Source organism: Bradyrhizobium sp. (assembly GCF_047605465.1).
In the GTDB taxonomy this organism is placed as follows: Bacteria; Pseudomonadota; Alphaproteobacteria; order Rhizobiales; family Xanthobacteraceae; genus Bradyrhizobium.
On sequence record NZ_JASGFS010000056.1, the window covers coordinates 1 to 13,703 of the forward strand.

Sequence of the window (13,703 nt, forward strand, 5' to 3'; positions counted from 1 at the left end):
CGGCAGCGGCGACCGGCGCGCGGCCCGCGGCAAGATCGACGATGGCCGGCACGAGATCGAGCGTGGTGCGGGACGCACCGTGACCGCCCGCCTCCGTTCCCTGCGCGATGAGGATATCGGCGCCGGCATCAAGCGCCTGCCGCGCCATCACCTCGTCCTGCACCTGGCAGATCAGGCGCGCGCCGGCGGACCTGATGCGCGGCGCGAACGGCGCGGGATCGCCGAAGGAGAGCATGATCGCGGCAGGCTTGGCGGCCAGCGCCACGTCGAGAAGCTCGGGCTTTTTGGCGAGGCTCCAGGTGATGAAGCCGATGCCGAACGGCTCGCGCAAGCCCGCGAGAGCCGCGGTCTCGCGCTCCAGCCAGGCGCGCTCGCCATAGCCGCCGCCCAGGATGCCGAAGCCGCCCGCACGGCTCACGGCCGTCACGAGCCGATGGCCGGCGATGACGTCCATCGGCGCCAGCAGGACGGGATGCGTGATCCCCAGCAGCGTGGTCAGCGACGTCGCAAGCGGCATGGCTTCCTCCCCGATCTGGACAGCGAGACTAGGCGCGATTACCATTCTCTAAAATTGAATTCTACAGAACGCTTCCATCACAAAAGCGAAACGCAATGGAACTCAGCGATCTCCAGACCTTCGCCGCTGTCGCGCGGACCGGCGGCATCACCCGCGCCGCCGAAGAGCTCAATACGGTGCAGTCCAATGTCACCCAGCGCGTGAAGGCGCTGGAGGCCGAGATCGGCACGCCCCTGTTCGAACGCCACAGCCGCGGCATGTCGCTGACCGGCGCGGGCAAGAGGCTCCTGCCCTATGCACAACGGATGACGGCGCTGTCGCGCGAAGCCGTGCTCGCCGCGCGCGACGACGGCGAGCCGAAGGGACCGCTCGCGATCGGTTCGATGGAGACGACGGCGGCCGTGCGGCTGCCGCCGCTGCTCGCCGATTTCCACCGCCGCTTCCCTGCCGTGCGGCTGAGCCTGCGTACGGCGACGACGGCAGACCTCGTCGCCAGCGTGCTCGAAGGCGCGCTGGACGGCGCTTTCGTCGCCGGCCCCGTCGCGCATCCCGATCTCGTCGCGACGAGCGCGTTCCGCGAGGAGCTGGTGCTGGTCAGCGCGCGGTGCTGGACCGGCCTTGCCGAACTGCGCGCGGGCACGCCGGAGTCCGGACCGACCGCATTGGTGTTCCGCACCGGCTGCACCTACCGCCAGCGGCTCGAGCAGATCTTCATCGACTTCGGCTGGCCTTCGGCGACACGCTTCGAACTCGGCACGCTCGACGGCATGATCGGCTGCGTCGCCGCCGACATGGGCGTGACGCTGCTGCCGCGCGCCGTCGTCGAACGCAGCGCGATGATCGGCAGCGTGTCGATCCATGCGCTCAGCCCGGCCCAGGCGCGGGTCGAGACACTGTTCGTCCAGCGCCGCGCCGGCCATCAATACAGCGCGCTCGGCGGTTTCGTGTCCTGCCTGAAAGGGCACGACGAGGTCATCGCGGCCTGAGATGCCATCGCCGCAGCGCGACGAAGGCCCATATCGCCTCGACCAGCCCGAACGGCCAGGCGCCCTGCATGAAGCCATAGGCCGAGCCGAGCGCACAGGACATTGCGAACAGCAGCACGAACCAATGGCTGCGGTCCTCGAGGGCATAGCTGACCAGCATCGCGGTCACGGCGAACAGGCCGAATAATGTCAGCGCATCCATAGTCGAGGGTTCACTCCGCCGCGCGGCGCATGCTATGCGCTGAGACCATGCCGGCTCTTATCCTACCCCTGGTCGATGCTGTAACACACTGGCCCGCGCGCGGAGCGCTGGTCGGGCTCGACCTCGGGACCAAGACCATCGGCGTCGCCGTGTCCGACCCGGATCGGCGGCTCGCGACCGGCGTGGAGACCGTTTCGCGCAAGGCGTTCAAGCAGGACGCGGCGCGGCTGCTCGCGATCGCGGCCGAGCGCAAGGCGGTCGGCTTCGTGCTCGGCCTGCCCATCAACATGGACGGCAGCGAGGGCCCGCGCGCGCAATCCACCCGCGCCTTCGCCCGCAATCTCGCCGGCCTGACCCCGCTGCCGATCGGCCTGTGGGACGAGCGCCTGTCGACCGCGGCGGTCGAGCGCGAGCTGATCGGCATGGATGTCAGCCGCGCCAAGCGCGCCGAGGTGATCGACGAGCACGCCGCGATCTTCATCCTGCAAGGCGCGCTCGACCGCCTCGCCAATCTGCGCACCGGCTGATCCATGGCCGTCGTGATCGCGGCGCTGCTGCCGGTCTTCATCCTCATCGTGCTCGGCGTCGTGCTGAAACACAGCCTGATGCGGCTCGACACCCAATGGCACGGGCTGGAGCGGCTGACCTATTTCGTGCTGTTTCCGATGCTGCTGATCCAGACGCTGGTGAAGGCCGACCTGTCCAGGGTCCCGGTCGCCGGCGTCGGCGGCGCGCTGCTGCTGTCGGCGTTCGCGATGTCGCTGCTCTGCCTCGCGCTGCGCCCGATCCTGGCGCGGCTCGGCATCGACGGTCCCGCCTTCACCTCGATCTTCCAGGGCGCAACGCGCTGGCAGACCTATGTGGCGCTCTCCGTCTCGGCGAACATGTTCGGCGACGTCGGGCTGGCGCTCGCCTCCGTGGCGATGGTCGCGATCATTCCCCTGGTCAACGTCTTCAGTGTCGCCGTGCTCGCCCATTATGCGTCGCCGGAGAAGCAATCCGCCCGCGCCATCGTCATGACCGTGATCCGCAATCCCCTGATCTGGGCCTGCGTCATCGGCCTCGTCATCAACATCATCCACCTGCCGCTGCCGAAGATCTGGCACGAAGTCGCCGATGCGCTCGGCCGCTCCTCGCTGGCGATCGGACTGCTCGTCACCGGGGCCGGACTGCAGCTCAAGGGGCTGTTCCACCCGAGCATCAGCGCGACGATCGGCGTAGCGTTCAAGCTGGTGCTGATGCCGGTGCTCGCGCTGGTGCTCGCCGCCTGGTTCGGCATGACCGGTGACAGCCTTGCGATCGTCGCGATCTGCGCGGCGGTGCCGACCTCGCCGAGTGCCTATGTGCTGGCCCGCCAGATGGGCGGCGATGCGCCGCTTCTGGCGCAGATCATCACGCTGCAGACGATCCTGGCGGCGATCACGATGCCGATCGCGATCGCGCTGGTGGCTTAGCATTCGCCATTGCGCGCCTCGTCATTGCGAGGAGCCCTTGCGACGAAGCAATCCAGGCTCTTTCTCGGAAAGACTCCGGATGGCGTCGCTCGCGATCGCCATGACGGAATGCCTTACCCTCCGAGCCACATCGTCAGCACCACGGCGGTCAGGTTGTTCAGCGCGTGCAGCGCGGTCGTGAGCCAGAGCGAATTGGCGCGGTAGCGCATGTAGCCGAACCACAATCCGATCGTGAAGACCTCGGCCAGAAAGTACATGTCGTACTGCAGATGCACGACCGTCCATACCAGCGACGACAGGATGATGGCGCCGGGCACGCGCAGGAAGCTCGCCGACCAGCCGCGGAAGAGGAAGCCTCGCGCGAGCACCTCCTCCGACATCGGCGCGGCCACGCTGAAGGCGATCAGCAGCAGGAAGGCCGCGCCCTTGTCGCGGCCCGATTTGAGCAGATCGGTCATGAAGCCCGGCGTCGCCTCGCGGCCGAGCGCGCGCGACATCGTCTCCCAGGCCAGCACGAGCACGATGAGGCCGATCGCGCCGAACAGAAGCTGCTTCCACGACGGCCAATACAGCGCGAGATAATCGACGAACGAGGCCTTCTTGATGCGGATGGCGAGCCACACCATCGCCAGCGTGGCCGGCAGGCCCATGATGACCGACAGCGCCAACGCCTGGGGTTCATGGCCGACGAGCTGGATCGAGGCGAGGTCCATCGGCAGGCCACGCTGCGCCACCAGCAGAACGATCGCGCCGATCTGGCCGACGAACATCGCCACGAAGATGAGAAGGCCCCACAGCGCCGTGCCCCAGAACTTCCAGACGCGCGGCGCGGGCTCCGCGGGCGTCACGATGAGCGGCGGCTGGGCGGGATTGAGGGAATCCATCAGGGGGCTTTCGTCAGGTTCAGCAGACTATCGAGGGCTCGTCGTGCCCGGGCTCGCCCCGGGCATCCACGTTCTTCGTGCCGCGCTGTGAGACGGGAATGGCCGGCACAAGCCCGGCCATGACGATGTGGCCACAGCATGCCTGCTCACGGCAGGGCCCGCTCGAGCAGCGCGCGGACGTCAGCGCTCTCCAGGTCCACCGCGCCGTACATGCTGGCGTGACTGGTGGCGAGGCGCGTGGCGGCGAACAGTTCGGCCTGGCGCGGCGACACGCCGTTGAGCGCCGCGGCCGCGGCCAGCAATGCCAGCCTCTCGACGGCGAGACGTGCAACGCGCTCGCCGTCTGCGCGGCGGAAGGCCTTGCCGATGAACGCCACCGCTTCGGCCGCTCCGGGCAGGCTCCTGGTCTCGGCCGCCAGCAATTGCAGCACCGCCATCGCCGCCTCCGGCTCGCGCGCGAGCGCGCGGAGCACGTCGAGGCACATCACGTTGCCCGAGCCCTCCCAGATCGCGTTGACCGGCGACTCCCGGTAGTGGCGCGCGAGAATGCCGTCCTCGACATAGCCATTGCCGCCGAGGCATTCCATCGCCTCGTAGAGGAAGCCGGGAGCGCTCTTGCAGGTCCAGTATTTGATCGCGGGCGTCAGGAGCCGCATGTAGGCGGCCTCGCCTGCATCGTGCGGCGTCCGGTCGAAGGCGCGGCAGAGCCGCATCACCAGCGCGACGCTCGCCTCCACGTGCAGCGCCATGTCCGACAGCACGGCCTGCATCAGCGGCTGATCGGCGAGATGCTTCTGGAACACGCTGCGGTGACGCGCGTGATGCAGCGCATGCGCAAGGCCGGAGCGCATCAGGCCGACGGAGGCGATCGCGCAATCCTGCCGCGTGAGCTGCACCATCTGGATGATGGTGCGGATGCCCTTGCCCTCCTCGCCGACACGTTCGCCATAGGCGCCGGCGAACTCGACCTCGGAAGATGCGTTGGAGCGGTTGCCGAGCTTGTCCTTGAGCCGCTGGAACTGCACCGCGTTGACCGATCCGTCCGGCGCGAAGCGCGGCATGAAGAAACAGGTCAGGCCCTCGTCGGCCTGCGCCAGCACCAGGAACGCGTCGCACATCGGCGCCGACATGAACCATTTGTGGCCGGTGATGCGATAGGCGTTTCCGTCCCGCACGGCGCGCGTCATGTTGGCGCGCACGTCGGTGCCGCCCTGCTTCTCGGTCATTCCCATGCCGAGCGTCATGCCGCGCTTCTGCGGCCACGGCCCGAAGGTGGGATCGTAGCTCCTCGTCGACAGCACCGGCATCACGCGCGCAAGCAGGTCCGGCTGCATCGCCAGCGCCGCGACGGAAGCGCGCGTCATCGTGATCGGACAGAGATGGCCGGTCTCGACCTGCGCAGCCATGTAGAATCTTGCCGCGCGCACGACCTCGGCGGCGTCGCCCGCGGGCCTGCCGTCCGCGGTCCAGGTCGAATTGTGCACGCCGGCATGCGCACTATGCGCCATCAACTCGTGATAGGCCGGATGAAACTCCACCTGATCGCGGCGATTGCCCTTGGCATCGAAGGTGCGCAGCTTCGGCGTGTTCTCGTTCGCGACACGCCCGCGATCGGCCATCGCCGCCGACCCCCAATGCCTGCCGAACTCGGACAGCTCCCGCTCCGCTGCCGCGCCGCCATTGGCCTTCACCGCCTCGACTAGGGGACGGTCGAGCGCGAACAGATCGACGTCCTCGAACGGCGGCGACTGGTTGAAGACCTCGTGGGTCGCGAAACTGGGCTGGGTCATGTCGTTTCCTCGGCGCGGAATCAGTTCCGGCGCGGCTGGATCGGGAAATCATAGGCCGCCCCGCCCGTCCCCGGCAGGGAAAAATGCCACCACTCCTTCGAATAGTTCACAAAGCCTTGCCGGGCCATCGCCGCCAGCAGTCGCTTGCGCCAGGCACGCTGCTCAGGTGTGATCGACGGTGCGGCGGTATGTCCCTTCGCATCGGTACAATCATATCCGGTGCCCATGTCGACGCTGCCCTCCGGCGGCCGCGCGCCGACCGGAGCCGTGCAGTCGGCATAGGTTTTCGACGGGTCGTATCTGCCGGAATTGTCGGCCTTGAGATCGACCAGAGTGAGGTCGAGCGCCGCACCCGTGGAATGCCGCGAGCGGCTCGCGATGTAGCCGAGGCGAAACAATTCGGTCTTGGGAATCCTGGGATTGTAGCGGCGCTCGGCCGCCGTCTCGTGTCCGTTCTGCGACCACTTGACCATGTCGAGCGAGGCGCGCGCCGGCCGGTAGCAGTCGAACATCTTGAGCGACAGGTTCTGCGCCGCCAGTTCCTGCTGAACCGCTTTCAGCCGCAGCCCCACCTCCCGCTTCACCACGCATTCGCCCGCGCCGTAGCCGGCGAGCGGACGGCCGACGAAATTGTTCGACGTGGCATAGCGGATGTCCTGCACGATGCTGGGATCGACATCGCGCAGATAGACGAAGCCGCCGGGGAGCGATTGGGCGTGGGCCGCGCTGAACGTCGCCGCGACCAGAAGAGTCATCGCCATTGTTCTCATCGGTGCCCCCACATCGTCACGGCCGGGCTTGTCCCGGCCATCCACGTCCTTTTTGCGTCAAATGCGATCAAAAGTCGTGGATGCCCGGGACGAGCCCGGGCATGACGGAGAAGATCGCGGTCGGTCACGACGCGGGCACGCGACGTCGGCAGAAACCGACAGACCGGGGGATAACTCGCCCCTTGCGGATTGGCCCTTGCCCACCCCCCCATCCACGCCTATAGCTCTGCTTTTAATGACATCGAAATCGACCTTTGTCCTCGGCCACCGGCATTTGCTGGGCATCGAGGGCCTTTCCGCCGCCGACATCACCGGCCTGCTCGACCTGTCCGAGGAATATGTCGAGCTCAATCGCCAGGTGGACAAGAAGCGCACCGTCCTGCGTGGACGGACGCAAGTGAACCTTTTCTTCGAGGCATCGACCCGGACCCAGTCCTCGTTCGAGCTCGCCGGCAAACGGCTGGGCGCGGACGTGATGAACATGTCGGTGTCCTCCTCGTCCATCAAGAAGGGCGAGACGCTGGTCGACACCGCGATGACGCTGAACGCCATGCACCCGGACATCCTGGTGGTGCGCCACCACGCCTCCGGCGCGGTGGAACTGCTGGCGCGCAAGGTCGACGGTTCCGTGATCAACGCCGGCGACGGCGCGCACGAGCATCCGACCCAGGCGCTGCTCGACGCGCTCACGATCCGCCGCAACAAGGGCCGGATCGAGGGGCTGGTCATCGCCATCTGCGGCGACGTGCTGCATTCGCGCGTCGCGCGCTCCAACATCATCCTGCTCAACACCATGGGCGCCCGCGTCCGCGTCGTCGGCCCCTCCACGCTGCTGCCGCCCGGCATCGAGCGCATGGGCGTCGAGGTCGCGCGCGACATGCGCGAAGGCCTCAACGGCGCCGACATCGTCATGATGCTGCGGCTCCAGCGCGAGCGCATGAACGGCTCGTTCGTGCCGTCGTCGTCCGAATACTTCCATTACTTCGGGCTGGACCAGAAAAAGCTCGCTTACGCCAAGCCCGATGCGCTCGTCATGCATCCCGGCCCGATGAACCGCGGCGTCGAGATCGACACCGCGGTCGCCGACGGCGCGCAGTCCCTGATCCGCGAACAGGTCGAGATGGGCGTGGCCGTACGCATGGCCGTGCTCGAAGCGCTCGCCCGCAACTTGCCGAACGCGTGATGCCGATGCTGACCGACCGCCGCCCGATCCTGCTCGCCAACGCCCGCGTCGTCGATCCCTCCCGGGATTTCGACGGCATCGGCGACGTCCTGATTGCCGACGGCACCGTCCGCGAGACCCGCCGCGGCATCGGTGCGGCCGGCGTTCCCGAAGGGACCGACATCGTCAACTGCTCCGGCAAGATCGTCGCGCCGGGCCTGATCGACATGCGCGCCTTCGTCGGCGAGCCCGGCTTCAGCCATCGCGAGACATTCGCCTCCGCGAGCCAGGCGGCCGCGACCGGCGGCATCACCACCATCATCTGCCAGCCGGACACCTCGCCCGTCATCGACAATTCCGCCACCGTCGACTTCGTGATGCGCCGCGCCCGCGACACCGCGATCGTCAACATCCAGCCGATGGCGGCACTGACCAAGGGCATGCGTGGCGAGGAGATGACCGAGTTCGGCCTGCTCAAGGCGGCCGGTGCGGTCGCCTTCAGCGACGGCGACAAGAGCGTGACCAATGCGCAGGTGATGCGCCGCGCGCTGACCTACGCCCGCGATTTCGACGCGCTGATCGTGCACCACACCGAAGATCCCGATCTCGTCGGCGAAGGCGTCATGAACGAAGGCGAGTTCGCCTCGCGGCTCGGCCTGATGGGCATTCCGAGCGCCGCCGAAGCCGTGATCCTCGAACGCGACATGCGCCTCGTCGCACTGACCGGCGGCCGTTATCACGCCGCCTCGCTGTCCTGCGTCGACTCGCTCGACATCCTCAAGCGCGCCCGCGATGCCGGGCTCGCCGTCAGCGCTTCGGTCTCGATCAATCATCTTGCGCTGAACGAGAACGACATCGGTCCCTACCGGTCGTTCCTGAAACTGTCGCCGCCGCTGCGGACCGAGGACGACCGCCGCGCGCTCGTGGCGGCGGTGGCCTCAGGCCTCGTCGACGTCATCATGTCCGACCACAATCCGCAGGACGTCGAGGTCAAGCGCCTGCCGTTCGCGGAAGCGGCGCCCGGCGCCGTGGGTCTCGAGACCATGCTGCCCGCCGGCCTGCGGCTCGTGCACAATGGCGAGATCGAGCTGAAGACGCTGATCAGGGCGATGTCGACCCGGCCGGCCGAACTGCTCGGCCTGCCCGGCGGCACCCTGCGCCCGGGCAGCCCGGCCGATATCATCGTGATCGATCCCGATACGCCCTGGATCGTCGATCCCGCGGACCTCAAATCGCCGTGCAAGAACACCCCGTTCGACGAAGCCCGCTTCTCGGGCCGCGTGGTGCGGACCATCGTCGGCGGGCGGACGGTCTTCGAGCATGTCTAGGGTGACGGCCTCACACAGCGCACGGCCGGGGACGGATCTCCGCCGGCGTCGCAATCGGACACGGAGATGCGGCCATGGGGCTTGAAACGTTCCTGCCGATCGCCTTCGTCATCGGCTACCTGCTGGGCTCGATCCCGTTCGGGCTGATCCTGACCCGGCTCGCCGGCACGCAGGATCTACGCTCGATCGGGTCCGGCAATATCGGCGCCACCAACGTGCTGCGCACCGGGCGCAAGGGCCTCGCCGCGGCGACGCTGCTGCTCGACGCGCTCAAGGGCACCGCGGCGGTGATGATCGCGGGCTACATCGCCGGTCCCAACGCCGCGATGCTGGCTGGGCTCGGCGCTTTCCTCGGCCATCTCTTCCCGGTCTGGCTGAAGTTCAGAGGTGGCAAGGGCGTTGCGGTCTATATCGGCATCCTGCTCGGCCTGTTCTGGCCGGGCGCGGTGGTGTTCTGCCTGCTGTGGCTCGCGACCGCCACGACCACCCGCTACTCCTCGCTCTCGGCGCTGGTGGCTGCCTTCGTCACGCCGCTGTTCCTGTGGTGGTTTGGACATCTGGCCCTGGCCTCGCTGTTCGCGATCCTGACGCTGCTCCTGTTCTACATGCATCGCGAGAACATCAAGCGATTGCAATCGGGCAAGGAAGGCCGGATCGGCGAGAAGGCCTGAGCCGGAAAAAGTACGGATACCGCCGCACCCCCTCCGCAATATATGCCAAATTCTGTTCGCAACTCATGGCCGACCCGCGGCCGGAGTGGCGAACGGGTTCCATGCCTGTCATCGTGACGGCGGAAATGGCGTTACGCGGTTGCTCAGAATGAGCGAGAAGTTTGTCGGCCCGCATCGTGATGATGGTTCGCAGGATGGCGCGCGCACCGCGGCCAGCCGGCTGCTGTCGATGACCAGCATCTGGTCCGATGCCCCACCCTCGCCGCCTCCTGCGGCAGAACCTGTCCCCGTCTTGACGCCGGCACCGCCGCCGCCCGCTCGCGCCGCGCAAGCTCCGGCGCCTGTCGCGGTCGTCGCCAGGCCCGCACCGGTCGAGACGCCCGCCCGGCCATGGCCGCCACGGAAACTCTCGCTGGCACTTCAGGGCGGCGGCACCTTCGCCGCCTTCAGCTGGGGCGTGCTCGAGCGGCTGCTGGAGGAGCCCGCGATCGCATTCGACACGATCAGCGGCGCCAGCGCCGGCGCAATCAACGCGCTTCTGCTCGCATCCGGCCTCGCCGAAGGCGGCCGCGAAGGCGCGCGGTCGCGGCTGAACCGGTTCTGGGTCCGCCTGATGCACGAGGCCTCATTCCGCTCGCTGATGCTGGTCGGCGGCTTTTCGCCGGCGGGCAGCTCGGTCGCCTTCGGCCCGACCCTGCGCTCCGGGCAGTTCGATCCGTTCGATCTCGATCCGCTGCGGCTGGCGCTCGCGCGCGACATCGATTTCGCGGTCCTGCGCGATCCGGCGTGCCCGAAACTTCTGATCGCGGCAACGCGCATCCGCGACGGGCAGCAACAGATTTTCCGCAACGACGCCGTGACCCCTGACGTCGCGCTGGCCTCGACCTGCCCTCCTTTGGTTCACTGCGCCGTGGAGGTCGACGGCGAGGCCTATTGGGACGGCGGCTTCGGCGGCAATCCGCCGTTGGTGCGGCTGGTGCAGGAATCGACGACCTCCGACATCCTGCTCGTCCAGGTCACGCCGGCGCGCGACAGCTATGTGCCGATCACGCTGGCCGCGATCGACCGCAGGCTCGACCAGATCGCGGCCAACGCCGCCCTCAATGCCGAGATCGCGGCGATCGAATGGGCGGCACAGTCGAGCGCGGCAGAGCCCGTCCGTCTCTTCAGGATCGCGGCGGAAGATTCCGTCGACAGCCTGGCGCAGCGCTCGTCGGCCGATCTCGGGCGCGGCTTCATTCGCCTGCTGCACCGGAGCGGCCGCGCGGCCGCCGAGCGTTGGCTCCGGCAGGATGAGAATGCCGATTTCCTGCCGCGTGGGATCGAGCAGCCGGACGTCGCGACCGAACCGGCGCTAGCCTGATTTCGCCAGCGCGTCCTCGAGGAACCACGCCGCCGCGAGCGCACGCGCGTCATTGCCGAAGCGCCCGATCACCTGGACCCCGATCGGCAGACCGCCGACTTTCAGCACCGGCACGTTGACGCAAGGATTTCCCATCAGCGTCCAGAGCCGGTTGAAACGGGGCGAGCCGGTCGAGGCGAGCTCCTTGGCCGGCGCCGGGCCCGGCGCCGAATAGGTCAGCAGCACGTCGACGTTCTCGAACACCTCGCCGAGCTCTCGACGGCCGCGACGACCGACCCGCCGCGCCTCGTCATAGTCCTTCGGCGTCAGTCCAACCGTCGCATCGAGGCTGGCGCGCAGCATCGGCGCGATCTCGTCGTGATGCTCGGAGAACTCCCAGGCGAGCGCGCGATGCGCCTCGAAATCCTGGATGATCGGGTGGATGTGCCAGGCCTCCTGCACCGCCTGGGGCAGATCGATGGTCTGCACGCTGGCGCCGGCCTGCTCGGCCGCCTTGATCGCAGCCTTCAGGCCCTCCTGGGCGGCCGGCTCCGCGGCATCCGCGAATTCCTGCCTGACCACGCCGATGCGCGGAGATCTGGCGGCGACGATTCCGGAGAATTCGGTACGCCCGGTCATCGCCAGCAATCCGCGCGCAAGATCCTCCGCGCGCGATCCGAACAGACCGACCGTGTCGAGCGCCCACGAATAGCATTTGACGCCGACCGTCGGCAGCATGCGGAACGACGGCTTGATCGCGGCAGCGCCGCAATAGGCGGCGGGCCGGATCACCGAGCCGCCGGTCTGCGTGCCCAGCGCCAGCGGGATCATGCCGGCGCCGACCGCCGCCGCCGAGCCCGAGGACGAGCCGCCCGGCGAATGGCCGGTGTCGTGCGGATTGAGCGTCACCGTCGGATCGCGCGAAGCGAACGCCGTGGTCGTGGTCTTGCCGATGATGGTGGCCCCCGCCCGCTTCAGCATCATCACGACCGGCGCATCGCCGCGCGGCTGCCAGCCGCGATAGATCTCCGAGCCCATCTCGGTCGGGAAATCGGCGGTGTCGATGATGTCCTTGATTCCGACCGCGATGCCGCGCAGCGGCCCCGACGCTTGCGCCTTGGCCGACTTGTCGTGACAGACGAATGCGCGGACGTCCTTCTCGCAGGCCTCGATCGCCGCGTGTGATTGGGCGATGGCGGCATCGGGCGAAAGCTCACCGGCTTCGATGCGGCGCTGGAGGTCGGCGAGTGAGATCATGGCGTAATCCTTCTTGTTGGAAGCGCTTTTAGCATCGCGACGAGGTCGCGCAAGCATATGCCGCTGTTGCCCACGCCCTCAGGTTGTTCCATGCTGTGCCCGCAAGGAGACGCCGTGGACGCCATCAATCCCCGCGTGGAGCTGACCGAGCCGGAGCGGATCGACCGCCTGCGGCTGATCCGGTCCGACAATGTCGGGCCGCGCACCTTCCGTTCGCTGGTCGATCATTTCGGCAGCGCACGCGCTGCGCTGGAGCGGCTGCCCGACCTGGCGCGCCGTGGCGGAGCGGCACGATCGGGACGCATCTGCAGCGCCGATGAAGCAAGGGCCGAGCTCGCCGCGAGCCGCAGATTCGGCATCGCCTGGATCGCGCCCGGCGAGGATGGCTATCCGTCGCGGCTGGCGACGCTCGACGATGCGCCGCCGCTGCTGGCGGTTCGCGGCGCCAACGCGACCCTGATGCGCCCGATGATCGCGATCGTCGGCTCGCGCAACGCCTCCGGCGCCGGGCTGAAGTTCGCCGGACAACTCGCCCGCGAGCTCGGCGAAGCCGGCTTCATCGTCATCTCGGGGCTCGCGCGCGGTGTCGACCAGGCCGCGCATCGCGCCAGCGTGGAGAGCGGCACGATCGCCGTGCTCGCCGGTGGACACGACTGCATCTATCCGCCCGAGCATGGCGACCTGCTCGCATCTATCCTCACGCGGGACGGCGCGGCAATCTCCGAGATGCCGCTGGGACACGAGCCGCGCGCCCGCGACTTCCCTCGCCGCAACCGGCTGATTTCGGGCGCCTCGCTCGGCGTGGTCGTGGTGGAAGCGGCGCACCGCTCGGGCTCGCTGATCACCGCGCGCATGGCCGCCGAACAGGGCCGCGAGGTGTTCGCGGTGCCGGGTTCGCCGCTCGATCCGCGCGCGGCCGGCACCAACGATCTGATCAAGCAGGGCGCGACGCTGGTCACGGAGGCGGCCGACATCGTCAACGCGGTCCAGCCGATCATGGAGCGGCCGGTGATGCATCCGCTCAGCGAGCCCGACAGCGAACCTTTCGAGAGCGATCCGCAGGCCCACGACCGCGACCAGATCAGCGGCCTGCTCGGCCCCGCCCCTGTCACGATCGACGACCTCGTGCGGATGTCCGGCGCATCGCCCGCGATCGTCTGCACCGTGCTGCTGGAGCTCGAACTGGCCGGCCGCCTCGAACGCCACGGCGGCGGATTGGTGTCGCTGCTCTAGGTTCGGTCGCTGGGCCGACGAGCAGAGCTCGCCTGCAACCATCCTTCGAAATGTCCGCCTGCGGCGGCCCCTCAGGACGAGGTCGCGTCTCGCGGATGTAAGATCAA

General features: G+C 68.1%; 14 protein-coding genes. 8 read left to right on the plus strand and 6 right to left on the minus strand.

Annotation, left to right across the window (positions count from 1 at the left end; all coding sequences use genetic code 11):
* The coding region (locus tag QM712_RS28605; protein WP_415026510.1) for a nitronate monooxygenase at positions 1-517 on the minus strand (517 nt) is incomplete at its 3' end.
* A 95-nt stretch (positions 518-612) separates the two neighbouring features.
* On the opposite strand from QM712_RS28605, the gene QM712_RS28610 reads away from it, so the two are divergent.
* Positions 613-1,503 (plus strand): LysR substrate-binding domain-containing protein, encoded by an 891-nt coding sequence (locus QM712_RS28610; protein WP_415026511.1) that lies wholly within the window; start codon positions 613-615, stop codon positions 1,501-1,503.
* On the opposite strand, the gene QM712_RS28615 is transcribed toward QM712_RS28610, so the two are convergent.
* Positions 1,490-1,705 carry a hypothetical protein gene (locus QM712_RS28615; RefSeq protein ID WP_415026512.1) on the minus strand — a complete coding sequence of 72 codons (216 nt, stop codon included), beginning with the start codon at positions 1,703-1,705 and terminating at the stop codon, positions 1,490-1,492. The two genes, QM712_RS28610 and QM712_RS28615, sit on opposite strands and share 14 nt — an antisense overlap.
* A 47-nt stretch (positions 1,706-1,752) precedes the next feature.
* Between QM712_RS28615 and ruvX the strand changes: the two genes are divergently transcribed.
* Together ruvX and QM712_RS28625 are read left to right on the plus strand one after the other, a co-directional pair.
* Positions 1,753-2,232: a Holliday junction resolvase RuvX gene (ruvX, locus tag QM712_RS28620; RefSeq protein ID WP_415026513.1), complete on the plus strand. Its 480-nt coding sequence runs from the start codon at positions 1,753-1,755 to the stop codon at positions 2,230-2,232.
* 3 nt (positions 2,233-2,235) lie between these two features.
* On the plus strand, positions 2,236-3,159 hold the full coding sequence (locus QM712_RS28625) for an AEC family transporter (protein WP_415026514.1): 924 nt from the start codon (positions 2,236-2,238) through the stop codon (positions 3,157-3,159).
* A 113-nt stretch (positions 3,160-3,272) separates the two neighbouring features.
* On the opposite strand, the gene QM712_RS28630 is transcribed toward QM712_RS28625, so the two are convergent.
* The 3 genes from QM712_RS28630 to QM712_RS28640 form a co-directional block, all read right to left on the minus strand.
* Complete coding sequence (locus tag QM712_RS28630; protein WP_415026515.1) at positions 3,273-4,043, minus strand: lysostaphin resistance A-like protein; 771 nt, start codon at positions 4,041-4,043, stop codon at positions 3,273-3,275.
* Between the two features lie 146 nt (positions 4,044-4,189).
* Positions 4,190-5,833, minus strand: coding sequence for an acyl-CoA dehydrogenase family protein (locus QM712_RS28635; protein WP_415026516.1), 1,644 nt, complete (start codon positions 5,831-5,833; stop codon positions 4,190-4,192).
* A gap of 20 nt (positions 5,834-5,853) precedes the next feature.
* Positions 5,854-6,588, minus strand: a complete 735-nt coding sequence (locus QM712_RS28640) for a M15 family metallopeptidase (protein ID WP_415026554.1) — start codon at positions 6,586-6,588, stop codon at positions 5,854-5,856.
* Positions 6,589-6,838: 250 nt separating this feature from the next.
* Here QM712_RS28640 and QM712_RS28645 point away from each other — a divergent pair, with 250 nt between their 5' ends.
* The 4 genes from QM712_RS28645 (at position 6,839) to QM712_RS28660 (ending at position 11,127) form a co-directional block, all read left to right on the plus strand.
* Positions 6,839-7,786, plus strand: a complete 948-nt coding sequence (locus QM712_RS28645; RefSeq protein WP_415026517.1) for an aspartate carbamoyltransferase catalytic subunit — start codon at positions 6,839-6,841, stop codon at positions 7,784-7,786.
* Positions 7,787-7,791: 5 nt separating this feature from the next.
* Positions 7,792-9,093: a dihydroorotase gene (locus QM712_RS28650; RefSeq protein WP_415026555.1), complete on the plus strand. Its 1,302-nt coding sequence runs from the start codon at positions 7,792-7,794 to the stop codon at positions 9,091-9,093.
* A 74-nt stretch (positions 9,094-9,167) separates the two neighbouring features.
* Positions 9,168-9,764: a glycerol-3-phosphate 1-O-acyltransferase PlsY gene (plsY, locus tag QM712_RS28655; RefSeq protein ID WP_415026518.1), complete on the plus strand. Its 597-nt coding sequence runs from the start codon at positions 9,168-9,170 to the stop codon at positions 9,762-9,764.
* A gap of 148 nt (positions 9,765-9,912) precedes the next feature.
* A complete protein-coding gene (locus QM712_RS28660) occupies positions 9,913-11,127 on the plus strand; it encodes a patatin-like phospholipase family protein (RefSeq protein ID WP_415026519.1) in 1,215 nt (404 codons plus the stop codon).
* Here the strand turns inward: QM712_RS28660 and QM712_RS28665 are convergent.
* Positions 11,119-12,363, minus strand: a complete 1,245-nt coding sequence (locus QM712_RS28665) for an amidase (protein WP_415026520.1) — start codon at positions 12,361-12,363, stop codon at positions 11,119-11,121. The genes QM712_RS28660 and QM712_RS28665 overlap by 9 nt on opposite strands.
* Positions 12,364-12,453: 90 nt before the next feature.
* Here QM712_RS28665 and dprA point away from each other — a divergent pair, with 90 nt between their 5' ends.
* Positions 12,454-13,596, plus strand: a complete 1,143-nt coding sequence (dprA, locus tag QM712_RS28670) for a DNA-processing protein DprA (protein WP_415026521.1) — start codon at positions 12,454-12,456, stop codon at positions 13,594-13,596.
* Positions 13,597-13,703 lie beyond the last annotated feature (107 nt).